The sequence below is a fragment of the Kineococcus aurantiacus genome (assembly GCF_013409345.1).
Classification (GTDB): Bacteria; Actinomycetota; Actinomycetes; order Actinomycetales; family Kineococcaceae; genus Kineococcus; species Kineococcus aurantiacus.
Map to the genome: position 1 here is coordinate 3,647,820 of NZ_JACCBB010000001.1, position 19,552 is coordinate 3,667,371.

General features: G+C 73.8%; 16 protein-coding genes. 10 read left to right on the plus strand and 6 right to left on the minus strand.

The genetic code is table 11. The features are described from left to right. The first annotated feature begins 42 nt into the window (after window positions 1–42). The gene (locus tag BJ968_RS17575) at window positions 43–2,094 is read left to right on the plus strand and encodes a DUF255 domain-containing protein (protein WP_179754037.1); all 2,052 of its coding nucleotides are present in this window, start codon (window positions 43–45) and stop codon (window positions 2,092–2,094) included. A 30-nt stretch (window positions 2,095–2,124) separates the two neighbouring features. Here the strand turns inward: BJ968_RS17575 and trhA are convergent, their stop codons facing one another. Then, window positions 2,125–2,805, minus strand: a complete 681-nt coding sequence (trhA, locus tag BJ968_RS17580; protein ID WP_179754039.1) for a PAQR family membrane homeostasis protein TrhA — start codon at window positions 2,803–2,805, stop codon at window positions 2,125–2,127. Between the two features lie 46 nt (window positions 2,806–2,851). Further along, window positions 2,852–4,174 carry an extracellular solute-binding protein gene (locus BJ968_RS17585; protein WP_179754041.1) on the minus strand — a complete coding sequence of 441 codons (1,323 nt, stop codon included), beginning with the start codon at window positions 4,172–4,174 and terminating at the stop codon, window positions 2,852–2,854. 172 nt (window positions 4,175–4,346) lie between these two features. Between BJ968_RS17585 and BJ968_RS17590 the strand changes: the two genes are divergently transcribed. The 3 genes from BJ968_RS17590 (at window position 4,347) to BJ968_RS17600 (ending at window position 7,798) form a co-directional block, all read left to right on the plus strand. Next, the gene (locus BJ968_RS17590; protein WP_179754043.1) at window positions 4,347–5,108 is read left to right on the plus strand and encodes an isoprenyl transferase; all 762 of its coding nucleotides are present in this window, start codon (window positions 4,347–4,349) and stop codon (window positions 5,106–5,108) included. A gap of 284 nt (window positions 5,109–5,392) precedes the next feature. After that, on the plus strand, window positions 5,393–6,733 hold the full coding sequence (gene phoH2, locus BJ968_RS17595) for an RNA 5'-3' helicase PhoH2 (RefSeq protein WP_179754045.1): 1,341 nt from the start codon (window positions 5,393–5,395) through the stop codon (window positions 6,731–6,733). Window positions 6,734–7,117: 384 nt separating this feature from the next. Continuing rightward, window positions 7,118–7,798, plus strand: coding sequence for an aggregation-promoting factor C-terminal-like domain-containing protein (locus tag BJ968_RS17600; RefSeq protein WP_179754047.1), 681 nt, complete (start codon window positions 7,118–7,120; stop codon window positions 7,796–7,798). 30 nt (window positions 7,799–7,828) lie between these two features. On the opposite strand, the gene BJ968_RS17605 is transcribed toward BJ968_RS17600, so the two are convergent. Then, complete coding sequence (locus BJ968_RS17605; RefSeq protein ID WP_179754049.1) at window positions 7,829–8,719, minus strand: DUF2470 domain-containing protein; 891 nt, start codon at window positions 8,717–8,719, stop codon at window positions 7,829–7,831. A gap of 186 nt (window positions 8,720–8,905) precedes the next feature. Between BJ968_RS17605 and rpsD the strand changes: the two genes are divergently transcribed. Beyond that, window positions 8,906–9,514, plus strand: coding sequence for a 30S ribosomal protein S4 (gene rpsD, locus BJ968_RS17610; RefSeq protein WP_179754051.1), 609 nt, complete (start codon window positions 8,906–8,908; stop codon window positions 9,512–9,514). 70 nt (window positions 9,515–9,584) lie between these two features. On the opposite strand, the gene BJ968_RS17615 is transcribed toward rpsD, so the two are convergent. Next, window positions 9,585–11,183, minus strand: a complete 1,599-nt coding sequence (locus BJ968_RS17615; RefSeq protein ID WP_179754053.1) for a cation:proton antiporter domain-containing protein — start codon at window positions 11,181–11,183, stop codon at window positions 9,585–9,587. A gap of 89 nt (window positions 11,184–11,272) precedes the next feature. Then, window positions 11,273–12,679: a class II fumarate hydratase gene (locus BJ968_RS17620; RefSeq protein WP_179754055.1), complete on the minus strand. Its 1,407-nt coding sequence runs from the start codon at window positions 12,677–12,679 to the stop codon at window positions 11,273–11,275. 161 nt (window positions 12,680–12,840) lie between these two features. Between BJ968_RS17620 and BJ968_RS17625 the strand changes: the two genes are divergently transcribed. The 5 genes from BJ968_RS17625 (at window position 12,841) to BJ968_RS26880 (ending at window position 18,736) form a co-directional block, all read left to right on the plus strand. Then, window positions 12,841–14,142 (plus strand): extracellular solute-binding protein, encoded by a 1,302-nt coding sequence (locus BJ968_RS17625; protein ID WP_343078094.1) that lies wholly within the window; start codon window positions 12,841–12,843, stop codon window positions 14,140–14,142. Next, window positions 14,139–15,095, plus strand: coding sequence for a carbohydrate ABC transporter permease (locus BJ968_RS17630; protein ID WP_425491512.1), 957 nt, complete (start codon window positions 14,139–14,141; stop codon window positions 15,093–15,095). Before BJ968_RS17625 ends, BJ968_RS17630 begins: the two co-directional genes overlap by 4 nt. 8 nt (window positions 15,096–15,103) lie before the next feature. Beyond that, window positions 15,104–15,937, plus strand: coding sequence for a carbohydrate ABC transporter permease (locus BJ968_RS17635; RefSeq protein ID WP_179756922.1), 834 nt, complete (start codon window positions 15,104–15,106; stop codon window positions 15,935–15,937). 7 nt (window positions 15,938–15,944) lie between these two features. Next, window positions 15,945–17,201, plus strand: a complete 1,257-nt coding sequence (locus tag BJ968_RS17640; RefSeq protein WP_179754058.1) for an ABC transporter ATP-binding protein — start codon at window positions 15,945–15,947, stop codon at window positions 17,199–17,201. A 224-nt stretch (window positions 17,202–17,425) separates the two neighbouring features. After that, entirely contained in the window at window positions 17,426–18,736 is a 1,311-nt protein-coding gene (locus BJ968_RS26880; RefSeq protein WP_179754060.1) for a GNAT family N-acetyltransferase, read from the plus strand. Here BJ968_RS26880 and BJ968_RS17650 read toward each other — a convergent pair. After that, the gene (locus BJ968_RS17650; protein WP_343078095.1) at window positions 18,713–19,546 is read right to left on the minus strand and encodes a PrsW family intramembrane metalloprotease; all 834 of its coding nucleotides are present in this window, start codon (window positions 19,544–19,546) and stop codon (window positions 18,713–18,715) included. The genes BJ968_RS26880 and BJ968_RS17650 overlap by 24 nt on opposite strands. Window positions 19,547–19,552 lie beyond the last annotated feature (6 nt).

Sequence of the window (19,552 nt, forward strand, 5' to 3'; positions counted from 1 at the left end):
CGCCGGGTGTCGCCCGCCCGGTCCGCGTGCCACGGTGGTCCGGTGCCCAACCGCCTGTCCCGGTCCACCAGCCCCTACCTCCTGCAGCACGCCGACAACCCCGTCGACTGGCAGGAGTGGGGCGCCGAGGCGTTCGCCGAGGCCCGCCGCCGGGACGTGCCCGTCCTCGTCTCCACGGGGTACGCGGCCTGCCACTGGTGCCACGTCATGGCCCACGAGTCGTTCGAGGACCCGGCCACCGCGGCGGAGATGAACGCGTGGTTCGTCAACGTCAAGGTCGACCGGGAGGAGCGGCCCGACGTCGACGCCGTGCACATGGCCGCCACGACGGCCATGACCGGTCAGGGCGGCTGGCCCATGACGACGTTCTGCACCCCGGACGGGCAGATCTTCTACGCCGGCACCTACTTCCCACCCCGCCCGCACCCGCAGCTGCCGTCCTTCCGCCAGCTCCTGGCCGCGGTGAGCGAAGCGTGGCGGGACCGGCGCGGGGAGGTGCTGGCCTCCAGCGGCCGCATCGCCGCGGCCCTGGGGGCGATGGTGCCCACCGCCGGGGACGTGCCCGGCCCGGACGAGCTGGCCGCCGCGGTGGACGCCCTGGCCGCCGAGGAGGACGTCGTGCACGGCGGGTTCGGCGGGGCGCCGAAGTTCCCGCCGTCCATGGTGTGCGAGTTCCTCCTGCGGCACGCCGCCCGGACCGGCTCGGACCAGGCGGCGGGCCTGGTGCGGCGGACGCTGACGGCCATGGCCCGCAGCGGCACCGCCGACCAGGTCGGCGGCGGCTTCGCCCGGTACGCCGTCGACGCCGGCTGGGTCGTCCCCCACTTCGAGAAGATGCTCTACGACAACGCGCTGCTGGCCCGCGTCTACCTGCACTCCTGGCGCGCCACGGGGGACGCCGAGCACCGCCGCGTCGCCGAGCACACGTGCGAGTTCCTGCTGCGGGACCTGCGCACCCCGCAGGGCGCGTTCGCGGCCTCGCTGGACGCCGACACCCCCGTCCCGGACGCGCAGGGGAACCCGCACGCCGTCGAGGGCGCCACGTACGTGTGGACGCCCGGCGACCTCGTGGAGGTCCTCGGCCTCGACGACGGGCCGTGGGCGGCCGAGCTGCTCGGCGTCACCGAGGCGGGCACCTTCGAGCACGGCACCTCCACGGCCCGGCTGACGCGCGACCCCGGCGAGGAGCTCGACCGCTGGGAACGGGTCCGCGAGCGGCTGGCCGCCGCCCGCGCCGACCGCCCGCAGCCGGCCCGCGACGACAAGGTGGTGCTGGCCTGGAACGGGCTGGCCGTCGCGGCGCTGGCCGAGGCGGGGGCGCTGCTGGAGCGCCCCGACCTGCTGCTCGCCGCGCGCGGGGCCGCGGAGTTCCTGCTGGACGTCCACCGGGTCGACGGCCGGTGGCGGCGGGTCTCGCGCGACGGGGTGGTGGGGACACCGGCCGCGGTCCTGGAGGACCTGTCCGACCTCGCCGAGGGCCTGCTGGCCCTGCACGCGGCGACGGGGGAGCGGCGCTTCTTCGACGTGGCCCTGGAGCTGGGCCGGGAGGTCCTGGACCGCTTCGACGGCCCCGACGGCCTCGTCGACGTCGCCGACGTCGACCCGGCGCTGTCGGCGGCCCGGGCCGGGGCCGGGTCACCCGCGGACCCCACCGACGGCGCGACGCCCTCGGGCGGGTCCGCGGCGGCGGGGGTCCTGCTGTCGCTGGGGGCGCTGACCGGCTCGGCGGAGTTCGGCGACGCCGCGCGGCGGGCGCTGGGGGTCGCCGGGGCCGTCGCGGCGGCCTCACCGCGGTTCGCCGGCTGGGGCCTGGCCGTCGCCGAGGCGCTGGCGGACGGGCCGCGGGAGGTGGCCGTGGTCGGGGCGGCCGGGGACGCGGGGACGGCCGCGCTGCACCGGGTCGCCCTCGCCGGGACGGCCCCCGGGCTCGTCGTGGCGCGCGGGGTCCCGGGGGAGTCGGTGCCCGAGCTGCTGGCGCACCGCGACCTCGTGGGCGGGCGCGCCGCGGCGTACGTGTGCCGCGGTCAGGTGTGCCAGGCCCCGACGACGGAGGTGGCCGAGCTGGCCGCGGCCGTGGGGGCGCGCCGGGGCTGACCGGGTGCGGGCCCGGCCGGGTGGGCCCGCTCAGGCGGCGTGCCCGTAGGTGGCCAGGGAGATCCCCACGTAGTGCGCGGTGAACGCCACGACGGTGAAGGCGTGGAACACCTCGTGGAAGCCGAACCAGCGCGGGCTGGGGTTGGGGCGCTTGGTCCCGTAGGCGAGCGCGCCCAGGGAGTACAGCAGGCCCCCCACGACGACGAGCACCGCCACCGCGACCCCGCCGCCGCGGGCGAAGTCCCCCAGGTAGCCCACCGCGACCCAGCCCAGGGCCAGGTAGACGGGCGTGTACAGCCACCGGGGGGCGCCGATCCACAGGACCCGGAACGCCACCCCCGCCAGCGCCCCCGCCCACACGACCGTCAGCAGGGTCCGCGCCTTCCCCGCCGGCAGCGTCGTCACCGCCAGCGGGGTGTAGGTGCCGGCGATGATGAGGAAGATGTTGCTGTGGTCCAGCCGGCGCAGCACCGCCGCCCACCGCGGGGACCAGTCGCCGCGGTGGTACAGCGCGCTCGTGCCGAACAGCAGGGCCGCGGTGACGGCGAAGACCACCGCGGCCCAGCGGGCCCCCGGCGTCGGGGCCAGGCAGACCAGCGCCGTCCCCGCGACGAGCACCGCGGGGAACGTGCCGGCGTGCAGCCAGCCCCTCAGCTTCGGCTTCACCGCGGCGACGAGCGCGGCGGTGTCGTGGTGGGCGTCGGCCGTCATGGGGCGACGGTAGCCGTTGCACGCGTGCCCGGGAGCCGCCGGCGGGCTACCCGGCCAGGGTCGCGTTCATGTTCGCCGCGAACTCCTCGGGCGTGATGGCCAGCCCGAACAGCTTGGAGATGTTGTCCAGCAGCGCCTCGGCCTGCGTCGGCGACAGGGCCTGGTCCCAGGACTGCTGGAAGACCTTCGCCTGCGAGGCGGTGTCGTAGACGAACTGCAGCCACTCGGCGTCCTCGGAACCGGTGAACAGGCTGTCGGAGCCGTTGATGATCGGGACCGAGCCGGACTCCACCCACGCCTTCGTGGTCGCGTCGGTGATCAGGCCCTCGGCGAAGTACTTCTTCGCCGCCGTCTTCGCCTCGTCGCTGGCCTGGGAGGACAGCGCGTAGTAGGAGGACGGGTTGCCGACGCTGTCGCTGGGGTCGCCCTTGCCGCCGGTCACCTCCGGGAACGTCGACCAGGCCAGGTGGCCGCCGGTGACGAAGTCGCCGCCGTCGGTCTTCATCGCCCCGTACGTCCACGCCCCGTGCAGCATCATCGCGGCCTTGTCCGTGTACAGCAGCGCCTGGTCGGCGTTGGAGTCGGCCGTGATGGAGGCGAACCCGTTGATGAAGCCGTTGGCGCGCACCAGGTCCTGCACCTTGGTGAGGGCGTCGATCGAGTCCGGGTGCGACCAGGCGTCCGGGGTGCCCTCGTAGATGGAGGTGAACAGCTCCGACCCGCCGATGCGGTCGTACAGGAACTCCAGCCACATCATGTTCGTCCACCGCGACTGCCCGCCCAGGGAGAACGGGGCGATGCCGGCGGCGTTGAACGTCGGGACCAGCGCCATGACGTCGTCCCACGTCTTCGGCAGCTGCGCGCCGACCTTCTCGAACAGCCGCATGTTGTAGAACATGACGATCGGGGAGACGTTCTCGCACGGGACGGCGTAGATCTTGTCGTCGACCGTGGCCGCGCCGAAGGCGCTGGCGAACAGCTTGTCCTTCAGCTCGGCGTTCTCGGCGAAGAACGACGTGAGGTCCTCCACCTGGCCGTTCTTCACGTAGTCGCGCAGGCCACCGCCACCCCACGTCCAGATGACCGTCGGGCTCTGGTTCGCGCCGATGGCGGTGCGGATCTTCGCCTTGAAGGCGTCGTTCTGGTAGGAGGACAGGACCAGCTCGGAGTCGGGGTTCGCCTCGTTGAAGGCGTTCACCGAGTCCGTGCGGATGCCCTCACCGGGCTGGCCGGTGAGGATCCAGATGGTGGCACCCGCGGACGAGCCACCGGCCGGGCCGGAGTCGCCGCAGGCGGCCAGGACGGTGCCGACCAGCGGCGCGGACAGGGCCAGGGTGAGCAGTGACCGGCGGGAGGTCGTGGCGGACATGCGGTTCCTCCGGGACGAGCCGCGTCGTCGCGGCAGCGCGGGCCCCGGACGCGTCCGGGGCCACCGACGGCGTCGTCGGTGCTCAGACCGTAGGTAACCACTGTCAACCGGTCAAGGAGAACGCCCGATCGGCGTCCGGACGGGCGCACCGGCGGGTATACGGTGAGCGCCGATGGGCCTCCGCGATCTCCTCTACGGCGCGTACGGGCGGCGGCTGGAACGGTCGCTGGACCCGGCCGTGCTGCCCCGCCACGTCGGCATCATCCTCGACGGCAACCGGCGCTGGGCCAAGGCCTTCGGGGCGCCCAGCTCCCATGGGCACCGCGCCGGCGCCGACAAGGTCGTCGAGGTCATGGGCTGGTGCGCCGACGAGGGCATCGAGATCGTGACCCTCTACCTGCTGTCCACCGACAACCTCAACCGGTCCGCCGACGAGCTGGAGCCCCTCATCCGGATCGTCGAGGACGCCGTGGCCCGGGTCGCGGCCACCGGGCACTGGAAGGTCCACCCCGTCGGGGCCCTGGACCTGCTGCCCGAGCCCAGCGCCGCGCGGCTGCGCGAGCTCGCCGACCGGACCGCCGGGATCACCTCCGGCGTCGTCAACGTCGCCATCGGCTACGGCGGCCGCCAGGAGATCGCCGCGGCCGTCCGCTCGCTGCTGCGCGAGCACGCCGCCAAGGGCACCCCCATGGAGGCCCTGGCCGAGGTCCTCGACGTCGAGCACATCGCCGACCACCTCTACACCAAGGGCCAGCCCGACCCCGACCTCGTCATCCGCACGTCGGGGGAGCAGCGGCTGTCCGGGTTCCTGCTGTGGCAGAGCGCGCACTCGGAGTTCTTCTTCACCGAGGTGCTCTGGCCGGACTTCCGCAAGGTGGACTTCCTGCGCGCGCTGCGGTCGTACGCGGCGCGGGAGCGGCGCTTCGGCGCCTGAGCCCGCGCCCGCACCGGGCCGCGTCGGCGGCACGTCACCGGGATGTCACCCACTCGTCACAGCCGTGCGCGTGTTCCTCGCCCCTCCCGGCGGCCCGGGGGCTAACGTCGGACCCACACGGGGGGCACCCGCTCCCCGCTCGGGAGGTCGCCGTGCACGCTGCCCAGCGCAGCAGGGAGGCCCGGTCCCGGGTCGCCCGCGCGGTGACCTGAGTCCCGGTCCGCCGCTGCTGAGGGGACCCGGGCGTGGATGCGCACCGGGCTCCTCGAGAACGGGAGACGTTCGTGGTCACCACCTCCAGCCCCGCTGCGCCGAACACCCCCGCCCGCCGGACCTTCGTCCTGGACACCTCCGTCCTGCTGTCCGATCCCGGTGCCCTCTTCCGCTTCGACGAGCACGACGTCGTCCTGCCGCTGGTCGTCGTCAGCGAGCTGGAGGGCAAGCGCCACCACCCCGAGCTGGGCTACTTCGCCCGCGAGTCCCTGCGCCGCCTCGACGACCTGCGCGTCGAGTTCGGCCGCCTCGACCAGCCGATGCCGGTGGGGGAGCTGGGCGGGACGCTGCGGGTGGAGCTGAACCACTCCGAGGTCTCCACGCTGCCGTCGGCGCTGCGCAACGGCCCGCTGGCCACGGCCGGGGACACCCGGATCCTGGCCGTGGCCCGCAACCTGGCCGACGAGGGCCACGACGTGACCGTCGTCTCCAAGGACGTGCCGCTGCGCGTCAAGGCGTCCGCGGTCGGGCTCGCCGCCGACGAGTACCGCGCCGAGCTGGCCCCCGACTCCGGCTGGACGGGGGTCGTGGAGCTCGACGCCAGCGCCGAGGACGTCGCGACCCTCTACGACGACGGGACGCTGGACACCCCCGACATCCGGGAGCTGCCCGCCAACACCGGTGTCGTCCTGTCCTCCCCGCGCGGGCACGCCCTGGGCCGGGTCACCGCCGACAAGCACCTGCGCGTGATCAAGGGTGACCGGGAGGCGTTCGGCGTCCGGGGCCGCTCGGCCGAGCAGCGCATCGCCCTCGACGCCCTGCTGGACTCCACCGTCAGCATCGTCTCCCTCGGCGGCCGGGCCGGGACGGGCAAGTCGGCGCTCGCGCTCGCGGCGGGCCTGGAGGCCGTCATGGAGCGCCGCGAGCACCGCAAGGTCGTCGTCTTCCGGCCGTTGTACGCCGTCGGCGGGCAGGACCTGGGGTACCTGCCGGGCACGGAGGCCGAGAAGATGGGGCCCTGGGGGCAGGCCGTCTTCGACACCCTCGAGGCCGTCGTGGACCCGCGCGTGGTCGAGGAGGTCTTCGCCCGCGGGATGCTGGAGGTCCTGCCGCTGACCCACATCCGGGGCCGGTCCCTGCACGACTCCTTCGTGGTCGTCGACGAGGCGCAGTCCCTGGAGCGCAACGTCCTGCTGACGGTGCTGTCGCGCATCGGGCAGAACTCCAAGGTCGTGCTGACCCACGACGTGGCCCAGCGCGACAACCTGCGCGTGGGCCGGCACGACGGCGTCGCGGCCGTCGTGGAGGCGCTCAAGGGCCACCCGCTGTTCGCGCACGTGACCCTCACGCGGTCCGAGCGCTCGCCCGTGGCGGCGCTGGTGACGGAGCTGCTGGCCGACTTCGGGGCCTGAGCCGGGCGCGCGGTTCCGGGCACGGGACGTTCCCTCCCCGGAACCGCGCGCGGCTCGGCTGCGTCAAACCTCCGAGACTGGTCCGTTCGGTGTGAGATGTTCCACAAAAGTCGACGCACTGTCGCTCACTTGTGACCTCACCGTGACGAAACGACGCGCCAGGGTTTGCTCAGGTCCGGGTCCGCGAGGCAGCGTGCCTGTCCGACAGCACCTCCAAGCGCCTCGGCCGGCGGGTTCCCCCGCGGCCGCGGACGTCGGCCGCGGGACGACCCCGCCGGCTGACCGGGTCCCACGGTGCCGCCCCCCGATAGGGGGTCGCGACGACCCGGCTGGGGGTGGACAGCTCGACCGGGCGTGGGCCGGGAGAACGTCGGAAGGCCCGGCTTGCCGCCCCAGCGCACGCACGCAGTCCCGCACCAGCAGTCCCGCACCACCCGCCGCCGGCGGTCGCGCCGTTCCGCCTGGATCGCCGCCCCGGGCGTCGTCGCCGTCTCGGCGTCCGTCCTGGCCGGTGCCGCCCTGACCTCCGGGCCGGCCCCCGAGGCCGAGGCCGCCGTCCCCGACCGCCTCCTGGTGGCCGCCTCCGCCCAGCGCCAGGCCACCACGTCCGACCACTGGTTCGAGCAGGTCCAGGTCCGCGCCGCCAGCGACGAGCGCGTGGCCGCCGAGAAGGCCGCCGCCGAGGCCGCCGCCGCCGCCGAGGCCGCGCGGCTGGCCGAGGAGGCCCGCCGGGCCGCCGCCGCCGAGGCCACCCGCGACGCCCAGCGCGACCCGCGGGGCGTCGCCCGGCTCCTGGCCGCCGACCGCGGCTGGGACGGCGCGCAGTTCAGCTGCCTGGACTCGCTGTGGACGAAGGAGAGCGGCTGGGACTACGCGGCCGACAACCCGTCCTCCAGCGCGTACGGCATCCCGCAGGCGCTGCCGGGCAGCAAGATGGCCTCGGTCGCCGGGGACTGGGAGACGAACCCGGTCACGCAGATCACCTGGGGCCTGAACTACATCGCCAGCCGCTACGGGACCCCGTGCGCCGCCTGGTCGCACTCCAAGGCCAGCAACTGGTACTGACCGGCCCGCGCAGCGCGTGACCCCCGCCGGTCACGCGCTCGCGTGCGTGGACCCCGTCCCGCGGCAGGGGCACCCGAACAGCCCGCAGAGCGCGCGGGCGACGTCCCGCCCGTCCCGGACCGGGGCGGCGAAGGCGGCGCGCAGCGTCGTCGTGCCGCCGCCGACGGTCACCAGCACGTCGAGGCCGTACCGGTCGGCGCCCACGACCGCCACCTCCCGCGCCTCGTGCGCCTGCCCGGCCGGCAGCGCGTCCAGGACCCACCCGACGAGGGCGTCGCGGTGGTGCGTCTCCAGGTGGGCGACGATGCCGTCCTCGTCGTCGTAGAGCGGGTCCGGGGCGGCGGCGGTGAACTCCTCGTCCTCCAGCAGGTGCACCCCGGTGGCCGTCGTGACGCGCACGTCGGCGACCTCCAGGCGCCACACGGACCGCGTCGTGCCGACGTCGAGCAGCGCGCCCAGCGGGCGGACGGCGGCCGCGGTCTGGGCGACGCGGCGCTGGTCGGCCGGCAGGATCGACTCGACCCAGCCCGTCACGCACAGCCGGGCCCGGGGGAGGGCGGCCTGGCCCGGGGGGACGTCCAGGACGTCCAGGACGACGGGGACCCCGTTCCAGCGGGCGTCGTCCCCGAGCTCCAGGAGCCTGCGGTGCACCGGCGACCCGTCCTCCAGCAGGAGCAGCAACCCGCCCCAGGCGTCGGTCAGGTGCTGCACGGCGAAGGCTTCCGTGCGCGGGGTGGCGGCCCGGCCGCGACGCGCCGGTGCCGCCTGGGCGAAGACCTCCCCGGCCCCGTCGTGGACGGTCCCCTCGCCGTGGTGCGCGCAGGGCCGCGGCACGCGGGGCAGGTGCAGCGTGCCGGGGACGGTGCCGACGGCGAGCGTGCGGGCCCACTCGGCCGGCGTGGGGGCGGTGGTCAGTCGCACCCCTGCGGAGGCCGTAGAGTTGGGGTCGGTGCGCTCCGAGCCCCCAGTCCGATGGGGATCCGGTGCCGTGGCCCGCTCGATCCCCTGGATCCGGTGGTTCACAGTGCCTCCTCGGTGCGCGATCGTCCTGGCCAGGCGAGGTCTCCTCGACTTTGGCTAGGCTCACCTTACGATCAGGAGAGTGGAATGAACAACGCACGTCCCAAGGTGCGCATCAGCCGCGCGCTCGGGGTGGCCCTCACGCCGAAGGCCGCCCGCTTCATGGACCGTCGCCCGTACCCCCCGGGCATGCACGGCCGCAAGCAGAAGAAGGCGTCGGACTACGCGACGCAGCTGCGTGAGAAGCAGCGTCTGCGCTACCAGTACGACGTGAGCGAGACGCAGCTGCGTCGCGCCTACGACCTCGCCAAGCGCAAGCCCGGCAAGACCGGTCAGAACCTGGTGCAGCTGCTCGAGACCCGTCTGGACGCCGTCGTCTGGCGTGCCGGCTTCGCCCGCACCATCTACCAGGCTCGCCAGATGGTCGTGCACCGCCACATCGTCGTCGACGGCCGTCGTGTCGACCGTCCCTCCTTCCGCGTCGTCCCCGGCCAGACCGTCGAGGTCGCGCCGCGGTCGAAGGCCAAGACGCCGTTCATCGTCGCGGCCGAGGGCGGCTGGAGCGACAACGAGATCCCCGGCTGGCTGTCCGTGGAGCGCCAGGACCTCACCGCCAAGGTGAACGCCCTGCCGGTCCGCGAGCAGATCCCGGTGACCTGCGACGAGCAGCTCGTCGTCGAGTACTACTCGCGCTGAGCCTGCCGCACCCGCACCCAGGGCGCCGATCCCCGCGAGGGGGTCGGCGCCCTGCGTCGTCCCCGGGGCCTCACAGGCGCGGCGAACCCCGGTGCGCCAGCGACGCCTCCTCCAGGTCCAGCTGCTCCAGCGCCTCGCGCACCGCGTCCTCGCCCACCTCGCCGGACTCCTCCGCGGCCAGCAGCGCCCGACGCTGGGCGACGAGCGTGCGCCGTCGCAGCTGGACCCCCCGCAGCGCCGTGGGGGACGTGCCCTCGTTCTCCTCCTGCTCGGCCAGGCGGACCCGCGACAACCGGTCGGCGCGTTCGAGCAGGGCGTCGACGAGGTGGCGCTCCGCGGGGTCGGTGGCCTCCTCGCGGGCCGCGCGCAGGACCTCGAACACGCTGGCCCGGGACAGGTCCTGCGCCTTGCGGCGCTCGGCCCGGCGCCAGGCGCGCTCGGCGGACGTGTCCAGGTCGAGCCGGCGGATCAGCGGCGGCAGGGTCGCCCCCTGCAGCAGCAGGGTGCCGACCGCGACGACGAACGCCAGCACCTGCAGGTCGGCGCGGTGCGGGAAGTCCTCGGGGATGCCGGCGGCCGCCGCGAGCGTCACGACGCCCCGCATCCCGGTCCAGGCCAGCACGACGTCCTCGGCCGCCGTGAAGTGCCTGCCCCCCGGGGACAGCCTGCCCCGCAGCACGTCCCGCATGAGCACCCCGCCGCCGAGGACCCACGCGACCCGCACCAGCACGACGGCGGCCAGGACGACCAGGCCGGCGCCCAGCAGCGACCAGGTGCGCGAGCCGCCCGCCGCGGCGTCGGCCAGCAGGGAGTGGAACTGCAACCCCAGGTAGGCGAACACGAACGCCTCCAGCAGCACGTCGACGGCGTTCCACACCTCGCGCTCGGCCAGCCGCGTCGCGTACGCCGCCGACAGCGAGTGCCGCGACAGCACGAAACCGGCCGTCACGACGGCGAGCACCCCCGACCCCTCCACGACCTCGGCCAGGGCGTACGCGGCGAAGGGCAGCAGCACGGCGAACGCGGTCATCAGCGAGGCGTCGGTGAGCTTCGCGCGGACCGCCGCGGCGAGGTGGCCCAGGGCGAAGCCCACCGCGACCCCGATGGCCGAGGTCAGCAGGAAGAAGAGGACGGGGTTCGCCGGCAGCGGCCCCTCGCCCCCGTCGCGGGTCGCCGAGGCGATCGTCACGGAGAACAGCGTCAGGGCCGCCGCGTCGTTGACCAGGCTCTCGCCCTTGAGCGTGTTCAGCACCCGCGACGGCAACCCGAGCCGGCCGCCGATCGCGACGGCCGTCACCGCGTCCGGCGGTGAGACGACGGCGGCCAGGACCAGCGCCATCGACAGCGTGACCCACGGGACCACCAGGCTCGCGACCAGCCCCACGACGGCGGTCGTCACGACGACCAGCAGCACCCCGAGGTTGGTGATCGAGCGCCAGCGCCGCGCGAACCCGCTGAGGGGGAAGTCCTGCGTCGTGGAGAACAGCAGGGGCGGCAGGACGACCGACAGGATCGCCTCGGGGGACAGCTCGACGTCGGGCACGCCGGGGACGAAGGAGACGGCCGCCCCGGCGACGGCCAGCAGCAGCGGCGGCTGCCAGCCCCGCCGGGCCGCGACGATGGTCAGGGCGAGGGCGGCGAAGACGACGACGAGCAGCTGGGCGAACACCCGGCCCATCCAACCCGAGCCCGCCGGGGGACCGCGCGGCCTCGCGCGGCCCCCGGCGGGCTCACCGCGGGGTCACCGGCGGGGGGACGTCACGGGTGGGTCATGGACATGACGTCGAGGGCCCGGTCGAGCTGCTCCTCGCTGACTTCGCCGCGCTCGACGAAGCCGAGGGACACGACGGCCTCGCGCACCGTCGAGCCCGTCGCGACGGCGTGCTTGGCGACCTTGGCGGCCGCCTCGTAGCCGATGACCCGGTTCAGCGGGGTCACGATCGAGGGGGAGGACTCGGCGAACCGGCGGCACGCCTCCACGTCGGCCTCCAGCCCCTCGACCGTGCGGTCGGCCAGCAGCTTCGCGGCGTTGCCCAGCAGGCGCGCCGACTCCAGCACGTTGCGGGCCATGACGGGGATCTGGACGTTCAGCTCGAAGGAGCCGCTGGCCCCGGCCCAGGCCACGGTGGCGTCGTTGCCGACGACCTGCGCGCACACCATGAGCGTCGCCTCGGGCACGACCGGGTTGACCTTGCCCGGCATGATCGAGGACCCGGGTTGCAGGTCGGGCAGGCGCAGCTCGCCCAGGCCGGTGCGCGGGCCCGAGCCCATCCAGCGCAGGTCGTTGCAGATCTTGGTGAGGCTGACGGCCACGACCTTCAGCGCCCCGGACAGCTCCACGAGCGCGTCGCGCGCGCCCTGCGCCTCGAAGTGGTCCGCGGCCTCGGTCAGCGGCAGGCCCGTGTCGGCGGCCAGCAGCTCGATGACGCGCTGGGGGAAGCCGGGCGGGGTGTTGATGCCCGTGCCGGTGGCGGTCCCGCCCAGCGGCACCTCCGCGACGCGCACGACGGTGGCCTCGACGCGCTCGACGCCGCGCGTGAGCTGCTGGGCGTACCCGGCGAACTCCTGGCCCAGGGTCACGGGGGTGGCGTCCATGAGGTGGGTGCGCCCCGACTTCACCACGTCGGCCCACAGGTCCGCCTTGGCGCGCAGCGCCGCCTCCAGGTGCCTCAGCGCCGGGACCAGCTCGTTGACGACGGCGCTGGTCGCGGCCACGTGCACCGACGTCGGGAAGACGTCGTTGGAGGACTGCGAGGCGTTGACGTGGTCGTTGGGGTGGACGGGGGAGCCGAGCCGCTCCGTGGCCAGCGTCGCGATGACCTCGTTGGCGTTCATGTTCGAGCTCGTGCCCGACCCGGTCTGGAAGATGTCGACGGGGAACTCGGCGTCCCAGCGGCCCGTGGCGACCTCCTCGGCGGCGTCGGCGACGGCCTGGGCGAGGTCGCGCTCCAGCACGCCCAGCTCGGCGTTGGCCAGGGCGGCGGCCTTCTTGATGCGGGCGAGGGCCTCGATGTGGGCGCGCTCCAGCGGGGTCCCGGAGATCGGGAAGTTCTCCACGGCCCGCTGCGTCTGCGCGCGGTACTTCGCGGCGGCGGGGACCCGGACCTCCCCCATGGTGTCGTGCTCGATGCGGAAGTCTGCTGCTGCGGGGGCTTCACTGGCCATGGCGCCCATCCTGCCAAGCGGGGCCCCCGCGCGGTGCACCCGGTGGCGCGCATCACGACCAGCTCACGATCCGTTCCCGTGCCTTTCCCCAGGGTGCGCTGTGAGAACGACGGGTGTAGGCATGGCGGACAGCAGCACACGACCTAGTCCAAGGAGGGGCTGTGGCTGGCCGATGGCGAACCCGGCTGGGGATCCTGAGCGCAGCGACGGTGCTCGCCGGGGGTCTCACCGCCTGCGGGGGTTCGAGCACCGCGTCGGGGACCCCGACGCTCAACTGGTACGTGAACCCCGACAACGGGGGACAGCAGGAGATCGCCGAGAAGTGCAGCGCCGCCTCGGGCGGCGCGTACGCCATCGACGTCTCCATCCTGCCCAGCGACGCCGCTGCGCAGCGCGAGCAGCTGATGCGTCGGCTCGCGGGCAACGACACCTCGATCGACCTCATGAGCCTGGACCCGGTGTTCGTCCCCGAGACCTCCGAGGCCGGGTTCCTGGCCCCGGTCCCGGCCGACCTGCAGCAGCAGTGGTCCGAGGGCGTCGTCGACGGCGCCGTGCAGGGGGCCACCTGGAAGGACGAGCTCGTGGCGGCCCCGTTCTGGGCCAACACCCAGCTGCTCTGGTACCGCAAGTCGGTCGCCGAGGCGGCCGGGCTCGACGTCACGAAGCCCGTCACCTGGGAGCAGCTCGTCGAGGCCGCGAAGAGCCAGGGCACCGCGATCGGCGTCCAGGGCCAGCGGGCGGAGTCCATGACGGTCTGGGTCAACGCGATGATCGCCTCCGCCGGCGGTGAGGTCATCGAGAACCCCGACGCCAAGGGCCCCGACATCCGGCTCGGGCTCGACTCCGACGCCGGGCGGGCCGCGGCGCAGGTCATGCGGGACATCACCGCCGCCGGCGTCGGGGGCCCGGGCATCGACAACCGCGACGAGGCCGCGACCGCGAACCTGTTCCAGCAGGGCGGGGCCGCGTTCATGGTCAACTGGCCGTTCGTCTACGCCCAGGGCAAGTCCGCGGCCGAGGAGGGCACGATGGACCGGGCCGTCTTCGACGACTACGGCTGGTCGACCTACCCGGCGATGAGCGAGGGGCAGGAGGCCAAACCCCCGCTGGGCGGCATCGACATCGGGGTCAGCGCCTTCAGCGAGCACCGCGACCTGGCGTTCCAGGCCGTCTCGTGCATCGTCTCGGCGGAGAACCAGGCCGCCTACATGATCTCCGACGGCAACCCCGCCGCGGCCGAAGCGGTCTACGACGACCCGCAGGTCCAGGAGGCGTACCCCATGTACGACACCATCCGGGCCTCCCTGCAGGCCGCCTCGCCGCGGCCGCAGACGGCCTACTACAACGAGGTCAGCCAGGGCATCGCCGACCAGTGGCAGCCCGTCTCCAGCGTCGGCGAGCAGACGCCGGCCACGTCGCAGGAGTACATCGGCGACGTCCTGCGAGGGGAGAAGCTGTTGTGAGCCAGCAGACGCAGACCCGCACGGCGGGGGACGTGTCGGTCTCCCGCCCGGTGCGCGGACGGGCCCGGGGCTCGGACAAGGCCCGGGCCGAGGCCCGCCTCGGCTGGTACTTGGCCGGGCCCGCGTTCGTCATCCTCGTGGCCGTCACGGGATACCCCATCCTGCAGGCCCTCTACGAGTCGCTGTTCAGCTACCGGCTCACCGCGCCGGCCGACCGCGCGTTCGTGGGCCTGAAGAACTACGGCGTGATCCTCACCGACAGCCTGTGGTGGAGCGCCCTGCTCAACACCGCGATGATCACCGTGGTGACCGTCGCGGTGGAGCTGGTCATCGGCTTCGCGCTGGCCATGGTGATGCACAAGGTCCTGGGGTGGCTGCGGCCGATCGTGCGCACCGCCATCCTCATCCCCTACGCGGTCATCACCGTCGTCTCGGCCTACGCCTGGCAGTACGCGTTCGGCCTGACGACGGGTTTCATGAACGCGGTCCTCGGCCTGGACGACTTCGACGTCTTCGCGAACAAGTGGAGCGCGCTCGCGGTCATCTGCCTGTCCGAGATCTGGAAGACGACGCCGTTCATCTCCCTGCTGCTGCTCGCGGGTCTGGCGCAGGTCCCCTCGGACATGACCGAGGCGGCCAAGGTCGACGGCGCGACGGCGTGGGAGCGGCTGTGGCGGGTGACGCTGCCGAACATGAAGGCCTCCATCATGGTGGCCCTGCTGTTCCGCGCGCTCGACGCGTTCCGCATCTTCGACAACGTCTACATCATGACCAACGGGGCCGCCGGGACCGAGACGGTCTCCTCGCTGGCCTACAACCAGACCATCTCCCGGCTGGAGATCGGGCTGGGGTCGGCGGTGTCGGTGCTGCTGTTCGTGTGCGTCCTGGCGATCTGCTTCATCGCCATCAAGGTGTTCAAGGTCGACCTGGCCCGGGCGAGAGGTGAAGGCTGATGGGTGCGATGTCCACCAAGGAGAAGGCCGCCTGGTACGTCGGGGCGCTCGTCATCGTCCTGTACGCGATCGTGCCGGTCGTCTACATCGTCTCGATGAGCTTCAAGTCCGAGGGGGCGCTGGCCGAGAAGACGTTCTTCCCGACCACCGCGACGGGGGCGAACTACTCGGGGATCTTCGCCGGGAACGGCTCGGACCTCTTCCTGCCCGCGCTGCGGAACTCCATCATCACCTGCCTCATCGCGACGTTCATCGCGGTGGTCCTGGCGATGTTCGCCGCGTACGCCATCGCCCGGCTGGACTTCCCGGGCAAGCGCCTGGTGCTCACCTCGGCCCTGGCCGTCGCGGTGTTCCCGGTGATCACCATGGTCACGCCGCTGTTCAACCTGTGGCGGCAGGTCGGCCTCTACGACACCATCCCCGGCCTGATCATCCCGTACCTGGCCCTGACGCTGCCGATCTCCATCTGGACGATGTCGGCGTTCTTCCGCGGCATCCCCTGGGACATGGAGCAGGCCGCGCAGGTCGACGGCGCCACGAGCTGGCAGGCGTTCCGCAAGGTCATCGTCCCGCTCGCCGCGCCCGGGGTGTTCACGACGGCGATCATCGCGTTCTTCATCGCCTGGAACGACTTCGTGTTCGGCATCTCGCTGACCTCGACGTCGCGGGCCCAGCCCGTGCCGGCGGCGCTGTCCAGCTTCACCGGGTCCAGCTACTTCGTCCAGCCGACGGGGGCGATCTCGGCGGCCGCCGTCATCGTCACGATCCCCGTCGTGGTCCTGGCGCTGGTGTTCCAGCGCCGCATCGTCGCAGGCCTCACCAACGGCGCCGTGAAGGGTTGATCTCGCAATGGCTCGCATCGAACTGAAGAACATCGTCAAGCAGTACGGCGACGGGTTCCCCGCGGTGAACGACGTCAGCCTGGACATCGCCGACGGCGAGTTCGTCATCCTCGTGGGCCCCTCGGGCTGCGGGAAGTCGACGCTGCTGCGCATGATCGTCGGGCTGGAGGACATCACCTCCGGGGACCTGCTCATCGACGGCAAGCGCGTCAACGACCTCGCCCCGCGCGACCGCGACCTGGCGATGGTCTTCCAGAACTACGCCCTCTACCCGCACCTGACGGTGGGGGAGAACATCGCCTTCCCGCTGCGCCTGAACCACTCCAAGGTCCCCGAGAAGGAGGTGCGCGAACGGGTCCAGCGCGCCGCGGACATGCTGGAGCTCAACGAGCACCTCGACCGCAAACCGGCGAACCTGTCCGGCGGGCAGCGCCAGCGCGTGGCGATGGGGCGGGCCATCGTCCGGGACGCGAAGGCGTTCCTGTTCGACGAGCCGCTGTCGAACCTCGACGCCAAGCTGCGCGGTCAGATGCGCACCGAGATCGCCCGCATGCAGCGCTCCCTGGGCACCACCACGGTGTACGTCACGCACGACCAGACCGAGGCGATGACCCTGGGTGACCGCGTGGCCGTCCTGCGCAAGGGCGTGCTGCAGCAGGTCGCCAGCCCCCGCGAGCTGTACGAGCAGCCCGTCAACCTCTTCGTGGCCGGGTTCATCGGCGCGCCGCCGATGAACTTCCTCCCGGCGCGGGTCGCGGGGACGACGCTGCAGCTGCCGTTCTGCGAGGTGCCGCGGCCCGAGCAGGTCGACGGGTCCTACGAGGGCAAGCTGCTCATCGTCGGCGTGCGCCCGGAGCACTTCGACGACGCCGACGTCACCGACGCCCCGGCCGGGGCCGTCACCTTCTCGGCGCAGGTCGACGTCACGGAGTGGCTGGGCAACGAGCTGTACGCCTACATCCCGTTCGAGGCCGCCGACGAGACCCGCGAGCAGCTGGCGGAGCTGGACCGGGAGCTGGACGGGGAGAGCCTGCGGTCCCAGCTCGTCGTCACGCTGGACGCCATGAGCGGGGTGCGCGACGGGGACACCGCCAAGCTGTGGTTCGACCCCCGGCGCATGCACGTCTTCGACCCGACGACGGGGGTGAACCTCACGCGCGACGACGCCAAGGCCGCCAAGATCGGCGAGCAGTCCGAGGCGCTGCGCAAGCGGTCGCTGGAGCGGGCGCAGTCGGCGGCGGCCCGCACCCCGGCGCACGCCTGACCCCTCCCCGTCCCGCGCTCGCCGAGGGCCCGACCGTCGCGGTCGGGCCCTCGGTCGTGCGGCACCGGCGCCTGTCGGTCATCGACCGTGACCGGTCGACGACGCTGCGTCGATAGTCCGGCGACGCGGGGGGAGGTTCCGCGTCCGTGTCGGACCCCGCGGCTAAGGTGCGCGCACGGGTCCTCCACACGGGGGGACCCCCGGTGCGGCGAAGGCGGTGGGTGGTGACGGACCTCGCGCTCCCGCCCCGTCCGACCTCCTCCGGCACCGGCCTGGAACTGGTCCGCGACCCCGCGCACGGGCTGTCCGTGACGGTGCGCCGCCACCTCGACAGCGCCCCCGTCCCCGAGTGGCGCGCGCTCGCCGCCCGCGCCGGGCAGTCGCCGTTCACGGGCCCGGACTGGCTGCGCGCCGTGCACGCCCACCTCGGCGCGGGCGAACCGCTGCTGGTCAGCGTCCGCCGCGACGGCCGGCTGCTCGCCTTCGGGGCCTTCGCCCTGCACGGCGGGCCGCGCCCCGTGCTGACGTTCCTGGGCGCCGGCGGCAGCGACTACGCCGCCGTGCTGGCCGACCCGGACACCGGGATCCCCACCGGCCGCCTCGTCGCCGCCGTCCTCGACGGGGCGCTGCGCGAGGCCCCCGGCGCCCTGTTCGACCTGGAGCAGGTGCCCCTGGCCGACGGGCAGGTCGAGCTCGTGAGCGACTGGGCGGCCCACCGCGGGTACGCGGTCCGCACCCTGCCGCAGGCCACCGTCCACGCCGTGCCGCTGCCGGCCACGGTCGCCGAGCACGACGCCGCCCTGGGCCGCCACGTGCGGCACGAGGAGCGCCGCCAGTGGCGCCGCCTCGCCGAGCTCGGGGAGCTCGTCGTCGCCGACGACCTGCTCGAGGGCCTGGCCGAGCTGCGCGCCCGCGACCCCGAGGCCGCCGCGGACCGCCTCGAGGAGCTGGTCACCGAGCTCGCCGAGGTCGACGACGCCCACCCGCACGCCACGCACCGCCGCCGGCCCTGGCGGGGCGCCTCCGGTCGCACGCTCACCGAGGTCCTGTGGTCCGCCCCGGCCGGGACCGTCCAGCTGTCGGGGCTGCGCGTCGACGGCGAGCTCGTCGCCTACGCCCTGTGCCTGGCCGGCCCGCGCGCCCTGCACGGCTACGTCCAGTCCTACCGCGCCCGGTACTCCTCCACCGGCCCCGGGACGCTCCTGCTGCTGCGCCTGCGCCGGCGCGCCGTCGTCAGCGGCTACCGGGAGCTGGACCTCCTGCGCGGGGACGAGGCCTACAAGAAGCGCCTCGAACCCGTGGCCCGCCGCACGGTGCGGCTCGTGCTGTTCCCCACCGGCCAGGACCTGCTGCCCGCGGTCGTCGACCGCCTCAGCCTGCTGCGGCGCACCTACCGCGACGAGCTGCGCCGCCACGAGCGCCTGGGCCGCTCCTACGACGCCGTGGCCGGGGCCGCCGAGCGCCTGCGCGAGCGGGCCGCCCGCCGCCGGGCCGCCCTGCCCGCGCCGCGGCTACCGCGCCTGCGCCGTCGCTGACCCGCCCCCCACGGCCGCCGGCACCCGCCGGTGCGCCTGGTGCACGAAGACGAACAGCACGACCAGGCCCACGGCCGCGACGACGACGTGCACGCCCTCGCTGCGCGACCCGTCCCACGTGGCGTGCAGCGCCACCGCCGCGACGTAGGTCAGCACGAACAGCGCCACGGCGCGGCCCCGGTGCCGCGCCGTCGGCACGCGCCACAGCACCGCGACCGTCATGCCCGTCCAGGCGATGTGGCAGGCCGGCGACAGCAGCCCGCGCAGCAGCAGCTCCTGGTGCACCGCGGCGATGCTCCCGGCCTGCAGCAGCGCCTGGAAGCCGTACCCCATGGTCTCCAGCACGGCGAAGCCCATGCCCGCCGCGACGCCCACGACCACCCCGCCGCGCGGGTCCCGCGGGCGCCGCACGGCGAACACCACCAGCGGGACGATGAGCTTGGCGAACTCCTCGATGATCCCCACGAAGAGCATGGGGACCACGCCGAGCGTGCGCAGCGTGTCGAACTCCAGCGTGCCCGCGGTGGCCGTCCCCACGACGCCGCCGGCGATGGCGACCGTCGCGACCAGCCAGCCGCGCACGGCCGTCCCGCCCCGCCCGACCTCGGCGAAGGCCAGGACCGTCACCGGCACCGTGATGGCGCCGATGAGCAGCAGCGTCGGGAAGAAGTTGAGGTTCTGGGTGCGCACCATGACGCGCAGCACCACGACGTAGGCGACCACGCCGGCGAGCAGCACGGTCAGCCAGGAGAACCTGGCCAGCCGGCCCGGGGGCCGCGTGCGGGGCGCTCGGGTCAGCGTGTCGTCCACACCCGA